The following is a 15,906-nucleotide window of genomic DNA, read 5'->3' on the forward strand; positions in this document are numbered from 1 at the left end:
CTCAGAGTCCTGCCGGCCGGGCGGCGCGGTTGAGATCGGAAAGGGACAGGCTGCGGTCGAACAGCCCGGCCAGGCTCTGGTCGTGGCTGACGAACAGCAGGCTGGCGCCGGCCTCGCGGCATTCGGCGAAGAGCAACTGGAGAAACGCCTCGCGGCTGTCGGCGTCGAGCGCCGAGGTCGGCTCGTCGGCGATCACCAGCTCCGGCTGGCCGATCAGCGCGCGGGCGGCGGCGACCCGCTGCTGCTGGCCGATGGACAGGCTGTCGGCGCGGCGTTCGTGCAGTTCGCCGCCGAGGCCGAGCTGGCCGAGCAGATGGCTGGCGGCCTGCGCCGGGCTACCGTGGCGTTCGCGGGCGCGCTGACGGCGCAACGCGGAAAAGTGACAGGGCAGCTCGACGTTCTCGCGTACCGAGAGGAATGGCAGCAGGTTGAACTGCTGGAAGATGTAGCCGGTGTGGTCGACGCGGAAATGGTCGCGGCGCGCGGCGGACAGCTTTTCCAGGTCCTCGCCGAGCAGGCGGATGCTGCCGCGGCCGGGCTTCTGCACGCCGCCGAGGAGGCCGAGCAGGGTGGTCTTGCCGCTGCCGGAAGGCCCCTTGAGGAACAGGCTCTCGCCGCGTTCGAGATGGAAGCTGGGAATGTCCAGCAACTCCGCCTGGCCGGGCCAGGCGAAGCCGAGGTTGGTCAGGGTGATCAGTGCGCTCATGGGGGTAGGGGCGGAACGCTCCGCCGGAGCCTCGAGAATGGATGGAGGGGCGCCGCGCCGAATCCCTCGCGGCGCCTCCGGAACGATCCTACAGCTTCAGCTCGGCGCTGGCCGGAGCCAGGTCGGCGCCTTTCTGGCCGTCGGGACCGATCAGTTGTACCTGAATTTTCTGGGTGGCGGGGAAGCGCTTGAAGAACTCGGCGAGGGTCAGCAGCTTGAGCAGCTCGGGCTTCTCGCAACTGAGTTGGTAATGGGCGTGGATATCGGCATGACCGTGTTCGTGTTCGTGGCCTGCCTTCTCCTTGTGCGCGTGGGCCGGCGCCTTGTCGCCGAACAGCGGACTCCGCAGTTCCTGGCTGGCCACCGAGCAGCCGGCGGTGACCGGCAGGGCGAACAGCTCCAGCGGTTTTTCCAGCTGCGCGCGGGCCTTGGCCACGGCGGCCTTGTCCGCGTCGGTGCTGGCGGCGTGTTCGAAACCGACCAGGTTCATCGCCGGGCTGTCCAGCTCCAGTTCGAGGGTCTTGCCGTCCAGCGCCACGTTCAACTGGGCGACGCCGTGCTCGTGCTTGCCCAGGCTGCCGTGGGCGTGGTCATGGTCGTGGTCGTCATGGGCCTGGGCGGCGAACGGCAGCAAGACGAGGGCTAACAGCAGTGGGCGCATGAACGGGACTCCGGCAAGGAAGGAAAAGAGTTTGTTACGTTATAACGAATTTTTCCGCCTGCCTAGCCTGGCCGATTTGGCCCCTACGCGCCGACGTGGGAGCATGGCGCGATTCGCTTGTGGAGAAACGAGATGGTGCGGATTCGCGGAAGCATCGGCGACTGGCCGGTGGACCTGACCCTGGAACTGGACGCCGAGGATTGGCGCCAGCTGGCGCAACACGTGCCCCCGCCGCCGCTGGGCGAGCCGCAGGTCGCGGCGGCCAGGGCGCCGGCGCCGGCAGCGCCGGTGGATCGCCTATGGCAGACCGCCCAGGACCTGCTGCGCGGCAGCGGGCGGATCGAGGGGCCGCAGTTGCTGGCGGAGTTGGAGGGGTTCAGCGGCAATGCCGGCGCCGCCAAGCAACTGCTGGTGCGCCTGCGGCACGACGCCCGGGTCAAGGTCGAGGTGGTCGACGGCACCCAGGTGTTCGTCTGGCTGGAGGACTGAGCCCCGCGGACGGGGCTCGGCGACTCAGTAGAGCGCCTGGTACAGCTTGCGGCGGTAGGCGGTGACCAGCGGGTGGTCGTTGCCAAGCAGGTCGAAGACCTGCACCAGGGTCTTGCGCGGCAGGTCGTCCTGGTAGCCGCGGTTGCGCAGGAACAGCTTGAGCAGTCCGTCCAGGGCCGCCTCGTACTGCTGCCGGGCGAGCTGCTGGACGGCCAACTGGTAGGCTGCCTCGTCGTCGCCGGCATCGGCCGCCAGGCGGCTCTTCAGCTCTGCGCTGTCGGGCAGGTCGGCAGCCTGGCGCAGGAAGGTCAGCTGCGCGCGGGCGCCGGCCAGGGCCTGCTTGTGCTCGTCGCTCTTCACCGCGTCGAGGATGGCCTGCGCCTCTTCCAGTTCGCCGCGCTCGGCCAGGCAGCGGGCGTAGAGGATCAGCGCCGCGGCGTTCTCGTTGTTCTCCGCCAGCAGGGCTTTCAGGGTCGCTTCGGCGTCGCCGATGCGGCCTTCGGCGAACAGCGCCTGGGCCACTTCCAGCGGGTCTTCGTCGGGCAGCGCCGGTGCTTTCACATGGGGTTCGAGCAGGGCGCGGATCTGCGATTCGGGCTGGGCGCCGGCGAAACCGTCGACCGGCTGGCCATCCTTGAACAGGACCACGGTCGGCAGGCTGCGGATGCCGAAGCGCATCACGATGTCCTGCTCGACGTCGCAGTTGACCTTGGCCAGCAGCAATTCGCCCTGGTAGGATTCGGCGATCTGCGCCAGCAGTGGCATCAGCGCCTTGCACGGGGCGCACCAGTCGGCCCAGAAGTCCACCAGGACCGGCTTGTGGAACGAGTTCTCGATGACCAGCTGCTCGAAGTTGGCGCCGGTGACGTCGAAGATGTAGGGCGTATCGCTCATGTCGATTCTCGGAAACGCAAGGTGGTGACCACTATAAGTGGGGGCGCGCCGCGCGCAAACAAGCCCGTGCCTCAGGCTTGCCCGCGTTCGGCGTGATACAGGCTGACCAGGCGGAATTCGGCGGGCTCGGCGAGGTCCGGCCAGGTACAGGCTTCGAGCACGTCCAGGCGTCGGTACAGCGGATGACGGAAGTCACGGACCCGCGAGTCGGCGACCAGCGCCTGGCGGCCGCGGCTGAGGAACTGGTCGAGCAGCGGCAGGTTGGCGCGGTCGTAGAGCACGTCAGCCACCAGGATCAGGTCGAAGCGATCGTCCTCGGCGAAGAAGTCCGCCGAATAGCTCAGCTCCACTCCGTTCAGTTCGGCGTTCGCCCGGCTCGCTGCCAGCGCCAGGGGATCCAGGTCGCAAGCCACCACCTCGGCGGCGCCGGCGCGGGCCGCGGCGATCGCCGCCACCCCGGAGCCGCTGCCGAAGTCCAGCACGCGCTTGCCGCGGACCCACTGCGGGCGCTCCGCCAGCCAGCGCGCCAGGACCAGCCCGCTGGCCCAGCAGAAGCACCAGTACGGCGGCTCTTCGAGGATGCGGCGGGTTTCCTCCGGGCTGAACTGGCGGTCCATGTTCTGCGCGTCGATCAGCCACAGGCGCAGGTCGGTGCCGGGCAGCGCGGTGGCGCTGAGCCGGGCGTCGCCGAGCAGCTCGCCCAGCGCCTGGGTCAGGGCTTGGGGTGCCGTCACGGCGCGCGTACCAGGCGCAGTTCGCCGAGGGACTGGGTGGTCGGCTGGGCGATCCGCAACGGATGCAGGCGCCAGGCCAACTGGCCGGACTGGATCACCCGCGCGTGCAGTTCGACGCGCAGCGCGCCACCGGCCGGCGGGAAGGACTCGGGGTTGAACGGCAGGCGGAAGGGCATGAGTTCGCCGGTGGCCAGCACCGTCTCGCTGGCCAGCAGCCGCTGTGGACGGTCGCGCTCGTCGATCACCAGCAGTGCCATCTGCACCTCGCTGCCGCGTGGCAGGCTGCCCTGGATGCTGCTCAGCGTTCCGCTCAGCTCGCGCAGGTGGGCCGGCAGCACCGGCTCGACCATGGTCACGCTGCGCGAAGCTTGCGGCGTTGGCGCAGGCTTCGGCTTGTCGCTGGAACAAGCGGCGAGGAGAAGGACGGCCAGCAGGGCGATCGAGCGCAGGGTCATGGGCTGCTCCATAGCGGTGGAATCCGGGCGGCGCTTGTATAGCGCAAAGTGTGATTCTTGTCGCGCTTCGCGTAGGCCGCAACGTCCGATTCTTCCCGCCTCTCCCATCGTGCCGGCGCCGGTCGATTCTGCGGGTGCTCGGCCGGGCGCGGATGCGCTACCATGCGGCTTCCTTCAGCTACGCCTGTATCAGCACCATGCATTGTCCCTTCTGCGGTGCCCATGACACCAAAGTGATTGACTCGCGACTGGTCGCCGAGGGCGATCAGGTGCGCCGGCGCCGCGAGTGCCTGGCCTGCGGCGAACGCTTCACCACCTTCGAGACCGCCGAGCTGGTCATGCCGCGCCTGATCAAGCAGGACGGCAGCCGCCAGCCGTTCGACGAGGACAAGCTGCGCGCCGGCATGCAGCGTGCCCTGGAGAAGCGTCCGGTCAGCGTCGAGCGCCTGGAAGCGGCCATCGGCCACATCAAGCATCAGTTGCGCGCCACCGGCGAGCGCGAGATCAAGTCGCGGGTGCTGGGCGAACTGGTGATGGCCGAGCTGCAGAAGCTCGACGAAGTCGCCTACATCCGCTTCGCCTCGGTCTACCGGCGCTTCCAGGACCTCAACGAATTCCGCGAGGAGATCGAACGCCTCGCCCGCGAGCCGGCCAAGGAATGAACGCCGCCGACCCGCTGTACATGGCCCGCGCCCTGGAACTGGCGCGCCAGGGGCTGTACTCCACCCATCCGAATCCGCGCGTCGGCTGCGTGCTGGTCAAGGACGGCCAGGTGGTCGGCGAGGGCTGGCACGTCCGCGCCGGCGAGCCGCACGCCGAGGTCCATGCCCTGCGCCAGGCCGGCGAGAATGCACGCGGCGCCACCGCCTACGTGACCCTCGAGCCCTGCAGTCATTTCGGCCGCACCCCGCCGTGCGCCGACGCGCTGGTGGGTGCCGGGGTGGCGCGGGTGGTCGCGGCGATGCAGGATCCCAACCCCGAGGTCGCCGGTCGCGGCCTGCTGCGTCTGATGCAGGCCGGTATCGCGGTGCAGAGCGGGGTCCTCGAGGCCGAGGCGCGGGAACTCAACATCGGTTTCATCAAGCGCATGGAGCATGGCCTGCCGTTCGTCCGGGTCAAGCTGGCGATGAGCCTGGACGGGCGCACCGCCATGGCCAGCGGGGAAAGCCAGTGGATCACCGGCCCCGCCGCGCGTTCGGCGGTGCAGCGCTTGCGCGCTCGCTCCAGCGTGGTGCTGTCCGGCGCCGATACGCTGCTGGCGGACGATGCGCGGCTCAACGTTCGCCCCGACGAACTGGGCCTGAACGCCGAGCTTACCGCGCTCGCCGCGGCTCGCCAGCCGTTGCGGGTGCTGGTCGACGGGCGCCTGCGGGTGCCGCTGGAATCGGCGTTCTACCAGGCCGGTCCGGCACTGGTGGCGACCTGCGCCGCCGCCTCGGCGCGCGAACGCTTCCAGGACGCCGGTCACGAACTGCTGGCGCTGCCCTCCGCCGAGGGGCATGTCGACCTGCACAAGCTGCTCGTGGAACTGGCGGCGCGCGGCGCCAACGAAGTGCTGGTGGAGGCCGGCCCCCGCCTGGCCGGCGCCTTCGCCCGGCTGGGGCTGGTGGATGAGTACCGGCTGTTCGTCGCGCCGAAGTTCCTCGGCTCCAGCGCCCGTCCTTTGCTCGATTGGCCGCTGGCGCGGATGGCCGATGCGGCGCAGTTGCGGATCGACGACATCCGCGCGGTGGGCGACGACTGGCTGGTCACCGCGCGGCCCCATCCGCGGGACGCTTGAACTTCGCTGCGCGGCGACGCGGCGGACGATGCACAAGCGGCGCAACTGTGGTAAAACGCCACACGGCCATCTCGATGGCCGTAACGTTCTCAGGGCGGGGTGAAAGTCCCCACCGGCGGTAATGGCGCGCAAGGCGCCTAGCCCGCGAGCGCTTGCCGGACCGGCCACCGCCGGACGACAAGGTCAGCAGACCCGGTGCGATTCCGGGGCCGACGGTCATAGTCCGGATAAAGAGAGAACGGGATTGCCTGCCTGGGCGTACCCTGTGCGCCCGCAAGATCCCCTTCGATCCAAAAAGCCCTGTTTTTCACGAAACAGGAGTTCGTCATATGTCTTCATCTTGGAATACCCGCGCTATGGCACGCAGGCCGCTCGGCGTCGCGCCGGCCATGCTGCGCGCCTGTGCGGCGGAAAAACGGGAGGTCGCATGTTCACCGGCATAATCGAATCGATCGGCAGCGTCCGCGCGATGACGCCCAAGGGCGGCGACCTGCGGGTCTACATCGCCACCGGCAAGCTCGACCTGGGCGACGTCAAGCTTGGCGACAGCATCGCGGTCAACGGCGTCTGCCTGACCGCGGTGGAACTGCCCGGCGATGGCTTCTGGGCCGACGTCAGCCGCGAGAGCCTGGCGCGCACCGCCTTCCAGCACCTGAAGGTGGGCAGCCGGGTGAACCTGGAAAAGGCCCTGACGCCGACCACCCGCCTCGGCGGACACCTGGTGAGCGGCCACGTCGACGGCGTCGGCGAGGTGCTCAAGCGCGAGGAGAACGCCCGCGCCATCCAGTTCACCGTACGCGCCCCGCGCGAACTGGCCAGGTACATCGCGCACAAGGGCTCGATCACCGTCGACGGCACCAGCCTCACGGTGAACGCGGTGAACGGCGCGGAGTTCGAGCTGACCATCGTCCCGCATACGCTCAGCGAAACCATCATGGCCGAGTACCAGCCCGGACGCCGGGTCAACCTCGAGGTCGACCTGCTGGCCCGTTACCTGGAGCGCCTGCTGCTTGGCGACAAGGCCGCCGAGCCCAGCGCCTCCGGCATCAGCGAAGCGTTTCTCGCCGAGAACGGTTTTCTCAAGTAACCCACGAATTGCATAAGGGGGTGCCCATGGCACTCAACACGATCGACGAACTGATCGAAGACATCCGCCAAGGCAAGATGGTCATCCTGATGGATGACGAGGACCGCGAGAACGAAGGCGACCTGATCATGGCCGCCGAATGCGTCCGCACCGAAGACATCAACTTCATGGTCAAGCATGCCCGCGGCCTGGTCTGCATGCCGATGACCCGCGAGCGTTGCGAGCGCCTCGGCCTGCCGCTGATGGTGCAGCGCAATGGCTCCGGCTTCGGCACCAAGTTCACTGTCTCCATCGAGGCCGCCGAGGGCGTCACCACCGGCATCTCCGCCGCGGACCGCGCCCGCACCGTGCAGGCTGCGGCGGCGAAGAACGCCGTGGCCGCCGACATCGTCAGCCCCGGCCACATCTTCCCGCTGATGGCCCAGCCAGGCGGTACCCTGGCTCGCGCCGGGCACACCGAGGCGGCCTGCGACCTGGCGCGGATGGCCGGGTTCGAACCGTCCGGGGTGATCTGCGAGGTGATGAACGACGACGGCAGCATGGCTCGCCGGCCCGAACTGGAGGCGTTCGCCGCCGAGCACGGGATCAAGATCGGCACCATCGCCGACCTGATCCACTACCGGCTGATCCACGAGCGCACCGTCGAGCGCATCGCCGAGCAGCCGCTGGACAGCGAACTGGGCCACTTCAACCTGATCACCTACCGCGACTCGGTGGAGGGCGACGTGCACCTGGCGCTGACCCTCGGCAAGGTCTGCGCGGAAGAGCCGACCCTGGTCCGCGTGCACAACATGGACCCGCTGCGCGACCTGCTGCAGGTCAACCAGCCGGGCCGCTGGAGCCTGCGCGCGGCGATGACCAAGGTCGCCGAGGCGGGCAGCGGCGTGGTGCTGCTGCTCGGCCACCAGATCGGCGGCGACGACCTGCTCGCCCATGTCCGCGAGATCGCTTCGGCGCCGGCCCCGGCGCCCAAGGCCACCACCACCTACAGCACCGTCGGTGCCGGCTCGCAGATCCTGCGCGACCTCGGCGTGCGCAAGATGCGCCTGCTGAGTGCGCCGATGCGCTTCAATGCGATATCCGGTTTCGACCTGGAAGTTGTAGAATACCTGCCCGCCGAATAAGGCCTGTCCCGCCCGCCGCGTGCAAGATCGCGGCGGGCGCTATGCTGGACCGACCTTTCGACCCTTTTCGCTCGGGGCGCAACGGCGCCCCGGCTCTTTAACAGATGAGACCTGCTCATGACCCTGAAGACCATCGAAGGTACCTTCATTGCTCCCAAAGGCCGCTACGCCCTGGTGGTCGGCCGCTTCAACAGCTTCGTCGTGGAAAGCCTGGTCAGCGGCGCCGTCGACGCCCTGGTCCGCCACGGCGTGGCTGAAAGCGAGATCACCATCATCCGCGCCCCGGGTGCCTTCGAGATCCCGCTGGTGACCCAGAAGGTCGCCCAGCAAGGCGGCTTCGACGCCATCATCGCCCTCGGCGCGGTGATCCGTGGCGGCACCCCGCACTTCGAATACGTGGCCGGCGAGTGCACCAAGGGCCTGGCCCAGGTGTCCCTGCAGTTCGGCATCCCGGTCGCCTTCGGCGTCCTCACCGTCGACTCCATCGAGCAGGCCATCGAGCGCTCCGGCACCAAGGCCGGCAACAAGGGCGCCGAAGCCGCGCTGTCGGCCCTGGAAATGGTCAGCCTGCTGGCGCAGTTGGAGGCCAAGTGAGCAATCAAGACAGCGGCAACCCGGCAGCCAAGCCGCCGAAAGGCAAGACCGCCGCTCGCCGCAAGGCCCGCAGCCTGGCCGTCCAGGCCCTGTACTCCTGGCAGATCGCCGGCCAGCCCCTGCACGAGATCGAGGCGCAGTTCCGCACCGACAACGACTTCTCCGAGGTCGACGGCGCCTACTTCCACGAGATCCTGCACGGCGTGCCGCGACAGAAGAGCGAGCTGGACTCCACCTTCGAGCCCTGCCTGGACCGCCCGCTGGCCGAGATCGACCCGGTCGAGCTGGCCATCCTGCGGCTGTCCACCTACGAGCTGCGCAACCGCATCGACGTGCCCTACAAGGTAGTGATCAACGAGGGCATCGAGCTGGCCAAGACCTTCGGCGCCACCGACGGCCACAAGTTCGTCAACGGCGTGCTCGACAAGCTGGCGCCGCGCCTGCGCGCCGCCGAGCTGCGCGGCGGCAAGCGCTGATCCCGCGCCGGCGGCGTCATGGGTGAGTTCGAGCTGATCCGCCGCTTCTTCGCCGCGGCCGCCTGCGCGGCGCCGGCGACGGAGGTGGCCCTCGGCATCGGCGACGACTGTGCCCTGCTGGCGCCGCCTGCCGGCGAACAGCTGGCGGTCTCCACCGACACCCTGGTGGAAGGTGTGCATTTTCCCGCCGGTTGCGACCCTTTCCTTCTTGCCCAGCGCGCCCTGGCGGTCTCCGCCAGCGACCTGGCGGCGATGGGCGCCGCGCCCCTGGCCTTCACCCTGGCCCTGACCTTGCCGAAGGCCGACGCCGAGTGGTTGCAGGGCTTCGCCCGCGGCCTCGACGCCATGGCCCGGCAGTGCGGCCTGGCCCTGGTCGGCGGCGACACCACGCGCGGCCCGCTGAGCATGACCCTGACCGTATTCGGCAGGGTGCCGGCCGGCCAGGCGCTGACCCGCGCCGGTGCGCGCCCGGGCGACCTGCTCTGCGTCGGGGGCCCGCTCGGCGAGGCTGGAGCGGCGCTGGAACTGGTGCTGGAGCGAAGATCGGCGCCCGCCGAGGTGGCCGAACCGCTGCTGGCGCGCTACTGGACGCCGGCCCCGCAATTCGGTCTGGGCCTCGCCCTGCGCGGCAAGGCCAGCGCCGCCCTGGACATCTCCGACGGGCTGCTCGCCGACTGCGGGCATATCGCCCGCGCTTCCGGCGTCGCCCTGCTGGTCGAATGCCAGCGCTTGCAGGCAAGCGCCGCGTTGAGCGGCCTGCTCGCCGGCGAGGAAGCCTTGCGCCAGCAACTGGCCGCCGGCGACGACTACGTGCTGGTCTTCACCCTGCCGTCTGCGTACCTTGGCGAGATTCGCGCCGCGTGGCCGGCCATGGCCGTCATCGGCCGGGTCGAGGCGGGGCAGGGGGTGCACCTGCTCGACGCCGACGGAAAGGAACTCATACCGGCCGTGGCCGGCTACCAACATTTCGGAACCCAACGTGACTGAGCATCCTGATCAGGCGCCGGCGCAGCCGGTGCCGCCGTCGGTCTGGCGCAATCCCTGGCATTTCCTCGCCTTCGGCTTCGGCTCCGGCACCCTGCCCAAGGCGCCGGGCACCTGGGGGTCGCTGGTGGCCATCCCGTTCATCCCGCTGTGGCAGATGCTGCCGGACTGGGGCTACTGGCTGATGCTGGGAGTGACCATGCTGTTCGGCTTCTGGCTGTGCGGCAAGGTCGCCGACGACCTGCGCGTGCACGACCACGAAGGCATCGTCTGGGACGAGATGGTCGGCATGTGGATAACCCTCTGGCTGGTGCCGGAGGGCTGGTGGTGGCTGCTGATCGGCTTCGTCGTGTTCCGCATCGTGGATATTCTCAAACCCTGGCCGATCAGTTGGGTGGACCGCAACGTGCACGGCGGCGTCGGGATCATGCTCGACGACGTCCTGGCCGGGGTATTCGCCTGGCTGGTCATGCAGGGTCTAGTCTGGGGATGGGTACACTGGCTGGTCTGAGGCCTCCCATGCGTCTGCTCGTCCTGTTCTGCTGCCTGTGGCTGCTGCCCGGCGTCGCTTCCGCCGAACCCTCCGTGGGCGAGATCCGCGTGGTCAGCGAAACCTGGACGCGCTACACCCAGGAGGACGGTCGCGGGGTGGCCTGGGACCTGCTGCGGGCCGTCTACGAGCCGGCCGGGGTACGCCTGCGGATCGCCAACGAGCCCTATACCCGGGCGGTCGGCCTGGTCCTGCGCGGCGAGGCCGACGCCTGGGTCGGCGCCTACCGCGGGGAAATCGACGAAGCGCTTTACCCTCGCTGGCCCTATGACGTCGATCCGATCGCCGTGCTTTCCCTGAAAGACAATCCGCCGCCGCCACTGGAGGGCCTGAGCCGGTTCCGCCTGTCATGGATGCGTGGCTACGCCTTCGCCCGCTATTTCCCTACCCTGACCCCGCACAGCGAGTTGCAGCGCCGCACCTCGGCGCTGCCGATGCTGCTCAACCACCGGGTCGACTATTTCATCGATTCGCGTCCGGAACTGGAGGAAATGCTCGCAGGGGCCGGAGCGCTGGCGGCTGAGTACCGCATCACCGACGTCACTCGCTTGCCGCTGTATCTTGGCTTCTCCGATTCCCCCAGGGGCCGTGAGCTGCTGGCGCTGTTCGACCGGCGCATGCGGCAGTTGCATGCCAGCGGCGAGCTGGAGCGGATCTTCGCCCGCTGGAACTGGCCCTATGCGCCGTTGAAGGCAATCCTGCCACCCAAGGAGTGATCATGCTGCGGCTGTGCGTCGCCCTGTTTTCCAGCGTTCTCGCGTTGTCCTCGCTGGCCGCGCCCCAGGTGTTCGTGGTCGGCCTGTTCCCCGGCGCGGCGGTACTCAACGTCGATGGCCAGCGCAAGCTGGTCAGGGTCGGCCAGACCGGCCCGCAGGGCGTCCAGGTGGTCAGCGCCGACAGCCGCAAGGCGGTGCTGCGGATCGACGGCGTCGAGCGCACCTACGAACTGAGCCGCGAATACAACGAGGCAGGCTATTCGGCGCCGCAGCGGCAAAGCTTCAGCATCGCCCGCGGTACGGGCGGGCACTATTGGGTGGCTGGCTCGGTGAACGGGCAGAACATGCAGTTCCTGGTGGATACCGGCGCTACCAGCATCGCCATGAACGAGAACGAGGCGCGCCGCCTGGGTATCGATTACCGGGTGGACGGCAAGCCGATGGTCGCCTCCACCGCCAGCGGCACCTCGCGCGGCTGGCGGGTGACCCTGGACCGGGTGAAGATCGGCGGTATCGAGTTGCTGGGCGTCGAGGCGGCGGTGATCGAGGGTGGCTATCCGACCGAAGCCCTGCTCGGCATGAGTTTCCTCAACCGGGTGCGTTGGCGCGAGGAACAGGGGATGCTGCTTATCGAGGCCAAGCATTGAATGTCGCTCGCTCATAACCCCGGGTTCTATTCATCGTCCATCTCGATAGGTATTTGCGGCATTTCGAGCTGACCGGGCGCCGGACGCTGCTGGTACAATGGCGGACTTCCGTTTCCCTAGGAGTTCCCCGGTGTCCGTCGTGTTCGTCGCCGCCTCCAAACTGCCGACTCCCTTCGGCGAATTCACCATGCATGGCTTCCTCGACGAGGAGAGCGGCAAGGAACATGTAGCCCTGAGCATGGGCGACATTGCCGATGGCGCGCCGGTGCTTGGCCGCCTGCATTCCGAATGCCTGACCGGCGACGCGCTGTTCAGCCTGCGCTGCGATTGCGGTTTCCAGCTGGAAGGCGCGCTTGCCGCCATCGCCGAGGAGGGCCGCGGCGTGCTCCTCTACCTGCGCCAGGAAGGTCGCGGCATCGGCCTGCTGAACAAGATCCGCGCCTACGAGCTGCAAGATGCCGGCGCCGATACCGTCGAGGCGAACCTGCAACTGGGTTTCGGCGCTGACCAGCGCGACTACGCCATGTGCCAGCCGATGCTCGCGCACCTGGGCGTCTCCTCCCTGCGCCTGATGACCAACAATCCGCGCAAGGTCAAGGCGCTGGAAAGCTACGCCATCACCGTGGCGGAGCGCGTGCCGCTGCAAAGGGGCCTGAACAAGCACAACAGGCGCTACCTGGCGACCAAGGCCGGCAAGCTCGGGCACATGCTCGGCAGCCTGCACCAGGGCGAGGCGGAAACCACGTGAGTCGCCAGCAAGCCCGCGGCGCGCTGGGACGTGCCTGGTGGTTGCAACTGGCGTTGGCGCTGTTGCCGCTGATCCTGGTCGAGTTCTTCCTCGGCGAACTGCAACCCCTTCCCCATGGCCTGGCGATGCCGCTGTTCATCGCCGCGCTGCTGTCGATGTTCGTCAACCTGCCGCTGTTCGGTGCCTACAAGCGTGGTCTCATCGCCACCCAGAAAGCGCTGGATACGGCGGAGGAAGCCGCCGCCTGGACCCGTCTGGCGCAGGTGCGCCGCAAGGCCCTGTTCGGCGCCAGCCTGCCGGCCTGGATCGGCGTGCCGGGTGTGTTCGCTGGGCTCAACGGCGTTGCGCTGATCCTGCTCGGGGTCACCAGCCTGGTGCTGTTCTGGCTCTACCGTATTCCGCGTCAACTCGGTTGATGCGCTCGTTCTGGCTGCTCGCCTGCCTGCTCCTCAGCCTTTCCGCCGGGGCGGCGCAGCGGGTGGTCAGCCTGGCGCCTTCGCTGACCGACAGCGTCCTCGAACTCGGCGCAGCGCGCCGCCTGGTCGGCGTGCTGGATGGCGGCGAGCGTCCGGCGGCGATTGGCGACCTGCCTTCCGTCGGCCGCTACGGCCAGGTCAATCTCGAACGCCTGCTGGAACTGCAGCCCGATCTGATCCTGGTCTGGCCCGGCAGCGTGCCCGAGGCGCAGTTGCAGCGTCTGCGGGACTTCGGCATCGCCCTCTTCATCGCCGAACCGCACAGCCTCGACGAACTGGCCCTGCAACTGGCTGCGCTGGGCGAGGCATTGGGCGAGGCCGAGGCCGGCCAGCGGCTGTCGACCAGGTTCCGCGAAGGCATGCGGCGCCTGGCCGAGCGCTACCGGCGGGACAAGCCGCTGAAGGTGTTCTACCAGGTCTGGGACCGGCCGCTGTACACCATTGGCGGACGCCAGGTGATCAGCGATGCGCTGCGCGTCTGCGGTGCCGAGAACCTGTTCGGCGACCTGCCGCAGCCGGCGCCGCAGGTCAGCGTCGAGGCGGTTCTGGCGCGGGACCCGGCGGTCATCGTCGCCGGCAGTCACGCCCAGCTCGAACTCTGGCGGCAATGGCCGGCGCTGGCGGCGACGCGGCGCGGACAGCTGTACCGGATCGAAGACAAGAACCTCGAGCGGCCGAGCTTCGCCATGCTGGCGGCGACCGAGAAACTCTGCCGCTCGCTCGCCGGGGCGCGCTGAACGCTTGCCGGTATCGCGCTGTACCGGCGGATAACGCCGGTGGCGTTATTCGTCCTACGGGCAATTGGGGGGTAGGGCGAATAACCGCAACGCGGTTATCCGCCGTTGTCGCTGGGTTTGGCGCTACTGCCGGTCGAGACGCTGGCGTACCGCCTTTTCGATGCCCGCGGCATCCAGGCCGCATTCGGCGAGCATCTCGCTGGGCTTGGCGTGTTCGACGTAGTAGTCGGGCAGGCCCAGTTGCAGCAGCGGGACTTCGAGGCCCTCGCTGGCGAGGAACTCGCCGACCGCCGAGCCGGCGCCGCCCATCACGGCGTTTTCCTCGATGGTCACCAGCAGTTCGTGGCTGCCCGCCAATTCGCGTACCAGGGCTTCGTCGAGGGGTTTGACGAAACGCATGTCGACGACTGTGGCGTCGAGGCTTTCGGCAACCTTCATCGCCTCCGCCAACTGCACGCCGAAGACCAGCAGTGCGACCCTGCCGCCGCGCCGACGGACCACGCCCTTGCCGATCTCCACCGGTTGCAGGTCCGGATCGATCGGATGGTTGGGGCCGCTGCCGCGTGGATAGCGCACCGCGGCCGGGCCATCGAACAGATAGCCGGTGGTGAGCAGCTTGCGCAGCTCGTCCTCGTCGCTGGGGGTCATCACCAGCATGCCGGGGATGCAGCGCAGGTAGGAGATGTCGAAGCTGCCGGCGTGGGTCGGGCCGTCCTCGCCGACCAGGCCGGCGCGGTCGATGGCGAACAGCACGTCGAGGTGCTGCACGGCGACGTCATGGATCAACTGGTCGTAGGCGCGCTGGAGGAAGGTCGAGTAGATCGCCACCACCGGCTTCATGCCCTCGCAGGCCATGCCGGCGGCCAGGGTCACGGCATGCTGTTCGGCGATGGCGACGTCGAAGTAGCGTTCCGGGTAGCGTTCGCTGAAGGCCACCAGGTCGGAACCTTCCTTCATCGCCGGGGTGATGCCGAGCAGGCGCGCGTCCTGGGCGGCCATGTCGCACAGCCACTGGCCGAAGACGCTGGAATACTTGGGTCCGCCGGTCTTCTTCGGCGCACTGCCGGGAGCTTCCAGCTTGGTGATCGCGTGGTAGCCGATCGGATCCAGTTCGGCCGGGGCGAAGCCCTTGCCTTTCTTGGTCACCACATGGAGGAACTGCGGGCCCTTCATGTCGCGCATGTTGCGCAGGGTAGCCACCAGGGTCGGCAGGTCGTGGCCGTCGATCGGGCCGATGTAGTTCCAGCCGAGTTCCTCGAACAGGGTGCCGGGGACCAGCATGCCCTTGGCGTATTCCTCGGTGCGCCGGGCGATCTCCCAGGCCCCGGGCAGGCGCGAGAGTACCTTCTTGCTGCCCTCGCGCATGCTGCTATAGGTGCGGCTGGAGAGGATCTTCGCCAGGTAGTTGGAGAGCCCGCCGACGTTGTGCGAGATCGACATGTCGTTGTCGTTGAGGATCACCAGCATGTCGGCATCGACTTCCGAGGCGTGGTTGAGTGCCTCGAAGGCCATGCCGGCGGTCAGCGCACCGTCGCCGATCACGGCCACCGACTTGCGCTCCTTGCCTTGCAGGCGGGCGGCGATGGCCATGCCCAGGGCGGCGCTGATGGAGGTGCTGGAGTGGCCGACGCCGAAGGTGTCGTACTCGCTCTCTGCGCGGCGCGGGAAGGCCGCCAGGCCGTTCTTCTGGCGCAGGGTGCCCATCAGCTCGCGGCGTTCGGTGAGGATCTTGTGCGGATAGGCCTGGTGGCCGACGTCCCAGACCAGGCGGTCGTCCGGAGTGTCGAAGACGTAGTGCAGGGCGATGGTCAGCTCGACCACGCCGAGGCCGGCGCCGAAATGACCGCCGGTCTGGCCGACGGTATACAGCAGGTACTGGCGCAGCTCGTCGGCCAGGGTTTCCAGGTCCGCCTCGCCCAGCCGGCGCAGTTCGGCCGGCGAAGAGGCGCGGTCGAGCAGGGGCGTGGCGGGGCGCTCGCGGGGAATCTCATGGAGCGTCTTGGGCATCAGGCTGTCGTTATGCAATCCGGAGAGGCCAGCAGTTTACC

The 15,906-nt window shown here is 68.5% G+C and carries 20 protein-coding genes and 1 riboswitch; of the genes, 14 read left to right on the top strand and 6 right to left on the bottom strand.

The features are described 5' to 3' along the window. Nucleotide 1: 1 nt before the first annotated feature. Both HMPREF2924_RS16765 and HMPREF2924_RS16770 read right to left on the bottom strand, forming a co-directional pair. Nucleotides 2-706, bottom strand: a complete 705-nt coding sequence (locus HMPREF2924_RS16765) for an ABC transporter ATP-binding protein (RefSeq protein WP_003093325.1) — start codon at nucleotides 704-706, stop codon at nucleotides 2-4. An 88-nt stretch (nucleotides 707-794) separates the two neighbouring features. Further along, nucleotides 795-1,367: a DUF2796 domain-containing protein gene (locus HMPREF2924_RS16770; protein WP_003105271.1), complete on the bottom strand. Its 573-nt coding sequence runs from the start codon at nucleotides 1,365-1,367 to the stop codon at nucleotides 795-797. A 132-nt stretch (nucleotides 1,368-1,499) separates the two neighbouring features. On the opposite strand from HMPREF2924_RS16770, the gene HMPREF2924_RS16775 reads away from it, so the two are divergent. Beyond that, entirely contained in the window at nucleotides 1,500-1,856 is a 357-nt protein-coding gene (locus HMPREF2924_RS16775; RefSeq protein ID WP_003105273.1) for a hypothetical protein, read from the top strand. A gap of 24 nt (nucleotides 1,857-1,880) precedes the next feature. Here HMPREF2924_RS16775 and trxA read toward each other — a convergent pair whose 3' ends face one another. From trxA to HMPREF2924_RS16790, 3 genes are all read right to left on the bottom strand, one after another. Continuing rightward, nucleotides 1,881-2,750 carry a thioredoxin gene (gene trxA, locus HMPREF2924_RS16780; protein ID WP_003105274.1) on the bottom strand — a complete coding sequence of 290 codons (870 nt, stop codon included), beginning with the start codon at nucleotides 2,748-2,750 and terminating at the stop codon, nucleotides 1,881-1,883. A gap of 71 nt (nucleotides 2,751-2,821) precedes the next feature. Beyond that, complete coding sequence (locus HMPREF2924_RS16785) at nucleotides 2,822-3,484, bottom strand: class I SAM-dependent methyltransferase (RefSeq protein WP_003132385.1); 663 nt, start codon at nucleotides 3,482-3,484, stop codon at nucleotides 2,822-2,824. Further along, on the bottom strand, nucleotides 3,481-3,951 hold the full coding sequence (locus HMPREF2924_RS16790; RefSeq protein ID WP_003132387.1) for a YbaY family lipoprotein: 471 nt from the start codon (nucleotides 3,949-3,951) through the stop codon (nucleotides 3,481-3,483). The genes HMPREF2924_RS16785 and HMPREF2924_RS16790 overlap by 4 nt, the downstream gene beginning before the upstream one ends. A 185-nt stretch (nucleotides 3,952-4,136) precedes the next feature. Here HMPREF2924_RS16790 and nrdR point away from each other — a divergent pair, with 185 nt between their 5' ends. From nrdR to HMPREF2924_RS16855, 13 genes are all read left to right on the top strand, one after another. Beyond that, on the top strand, nucleotides 4,137-4,601 hold the full coding sequence (gene nrdR, locus HMPREF2924_RS16795) for a transcriptional regulator NrdR (protein ID WP_003107181.1): 465 nt from the start codon (nucleotides 4,137-4,139) through the stop codon (nucleotides 4,599-4,601). Continuing rightward, entirely contained in the window at nucleotides 4,598-5,719 is a 1,122-nt protein-coding gene (gene ribD, locus HMPREF2924_RS16800; protein ID WP_009877465.1) for a bifunctional diaminohydroxyphosphoribosylaminopyrimidine deaminase/5-amino-6-(5-phosphoribosylamino)uracil reductase RibD, read from the top strand. Before nrdR ends, ribD begins: the two co-directional genes overlap by 4 nt. A gap of 81 nt (nucleotides 5,720-5,800) precedes the next feature. Continuing rightward, nucleotides 5,801-5,963: riboswitch (FMN riboswitch) on the top strand. A 183-nt stretch (nucleotides 5,964-6,146) separates the two neighbouring features. After that, nucleotides 6,147-6,806, top strand: coding sequence for a riboflavin synthase (locus HMPREF2924_RS16805; RefSeq protein WP_003093316.1), 660 nt, complete (start codon nucleotides 6,147-6,149; stop codon nucleotides 6,804-6,806). A 26-nt stretch (nucleotides 6,807-6,832) separates the two neighbouring features. Next, nucleotides 6,833-7,930, top strand: a complete 1,098-nt coding sequence (ribBA, locus tag HMPREF2924_RS16810) for a bifunctional 3,4-dihydroxy-2-butanone-4-phosphate synthase/GTP cyclohydrolase II (protein WP_003093313.1) — start codon at nucleotides 6,833-6,835, stop codon at nucleotides 7,928-7,930. A gap of 117 nt (nucleotides 7,931-8,047) precedes the next feature. Then, complete coding sequence (ribE, locus tag HMPREF2924_RS16815; protein WP_003093311.1) at nucleotides 8,048-8,524, top strand: 6,7-dimethyl-8-ribityllumazine synthase; 477 nt, start codon at nucleotides 8,048-8,050, stop codon at nucleotides 8,522-8,524. Continuing rightward, a complete protein-coding gene (gene nusB, locus HMPREF2924_RS16820) occupies nucleotides 8,521-9,000 on the top strand; it encodes a transcription antitermination factor NusB (protein ID WP_003093308.1) in 480 nt (159 codons plus the stop codon). Before ribE ends, nusB begins: the two co-directional genes overlap by 4 nt. An 18-nt stretch (nucleotides 9,001-9,018) precedes the next feature. Next, nucleotides 9,019-9,987 carry a thiamine-phosphate kinase gene (gene thiL / locus HMPREF2924_RS16825; RefSeq protein ID WP_003132400.1) on the top strand — a complete coding sequence of 323 codons (969 nt, stop codon included), beginning with the start codon at nucleotides 9,019-9,021 and terminating at the stop codon, nucleotides 9,985-9,987. Continuing rightward, a complete protein-coding gene (locus HMPREF2924_RS16830) occupies nucleotides 9,980-10,495 on the top strand; it encodes a phosphatidylglycerophosphatase A family protein (RefSeq protein WP_003093304.1) in 516 nt (171 codons plus the stop codon). Before thiL ends, HMPREF2924_RS16830 begins: the two co-directional genes overlap by 8 nt. A gap of 8 nt (nucleotides 10,496-10,503) precedes the next feature. Beyond that, nucleotides 10,504-11,250, top strand: coding sequence for a substrate-binding periplasmic protein (locus HMPREF2924_RS16835; protein ID WP_003093303.1), 747 nt, complete (start codon nucleotides 10,504-10,506; stop codon nucleotides 11,248-11,250). A 2-nt stretch (nucleotides 11,251-11,252) separates the two neighbouring features. Further along, nucleotides 11,253-11,897, top strand: coding sequence for a TIGR02281 family clan AA aspartic protease (locus HMPREF2924_RS16840; RefSeq protein ID WP_003093301.1), 645 nt, complete (start codon nucleotides 11,253-11,255; stop codon nucleotides 11,895-11,897). 130 nt (nucleotides 11,898-12,027) lie between these two features. Beyond that, on the top strand, nucleotides 12,028-12,645 hold the full coding sequence (ribA, locus tag HMPREF2924_RS16845; RefSeq protein ID WP_009313349.1) for a GTP cyclohydrolase II: 618 nt from the start codon (nucleotides 12,028-12,030) through the stop codon (nucleotides 12,643-12,645). Continuing rightward, on the top strand, nucleotides 12,642-13,061 hold the full coding sequence (locus HMPREF2924_RS16850) for a hypothetical protein (RefSeq protein ID WP_003102818.1): 420 nt from the start codon (nucleotides 12,642-12,644) through the stop codon (nucleotides 13,059-13,061). Before ribA ends, HMPREF2924_RS16850 begins: the two co-directional genes overlap by 4 nt. Further along, on the top strand, nucleotides 13,061-13,858 hold the full coding sequence (locus HMPREF2924_RS16855) for a cobalamin-binding protein (protein WP_003132405.1): 798 nt from the start codon (nucleotides 13,061-13,063) through the stop codon (nucleotides 13,856-13,858). The genes HMPREF2924_RS16850 and HMPREF2924_RS16855 overlap by 1 nt, the downstream gene beginning before the upstream one ends. A gap of 123 nt (nucleotides 13,859-13,981) precedes the next feature. Here the strand turns inward: HMPREF2924_RS16855 and dxs are convergent, their stop codons facing one another. Then, complete coding sequence (gene dxs / locus HMPREF2924_RS16860) at nucleotides 13,982-15,865, bottom strand: 1-deoxy-D-xylulose-5-phosphate synthase (protein ID WP_003102816.1); 1,884 nt, start codon at nucleotides 15,863-15,865, stop codon at nucleotides 13,982-13,984. Nucleotides 15,866-15,906 lie beyond the last annotated feature (41 nt).

The organism is Pseudomonas sp. HMSC063H08, from assembly GCF_001813645.1.
GTDB classification, from domain to species: domain Bacteria; phylum Pseudomonadota; class Gammaproteobacteria; order Pseudomonadales; family Pseudomonadaceae; genus Pseudomonas; species Pseudomonas aeruginosa.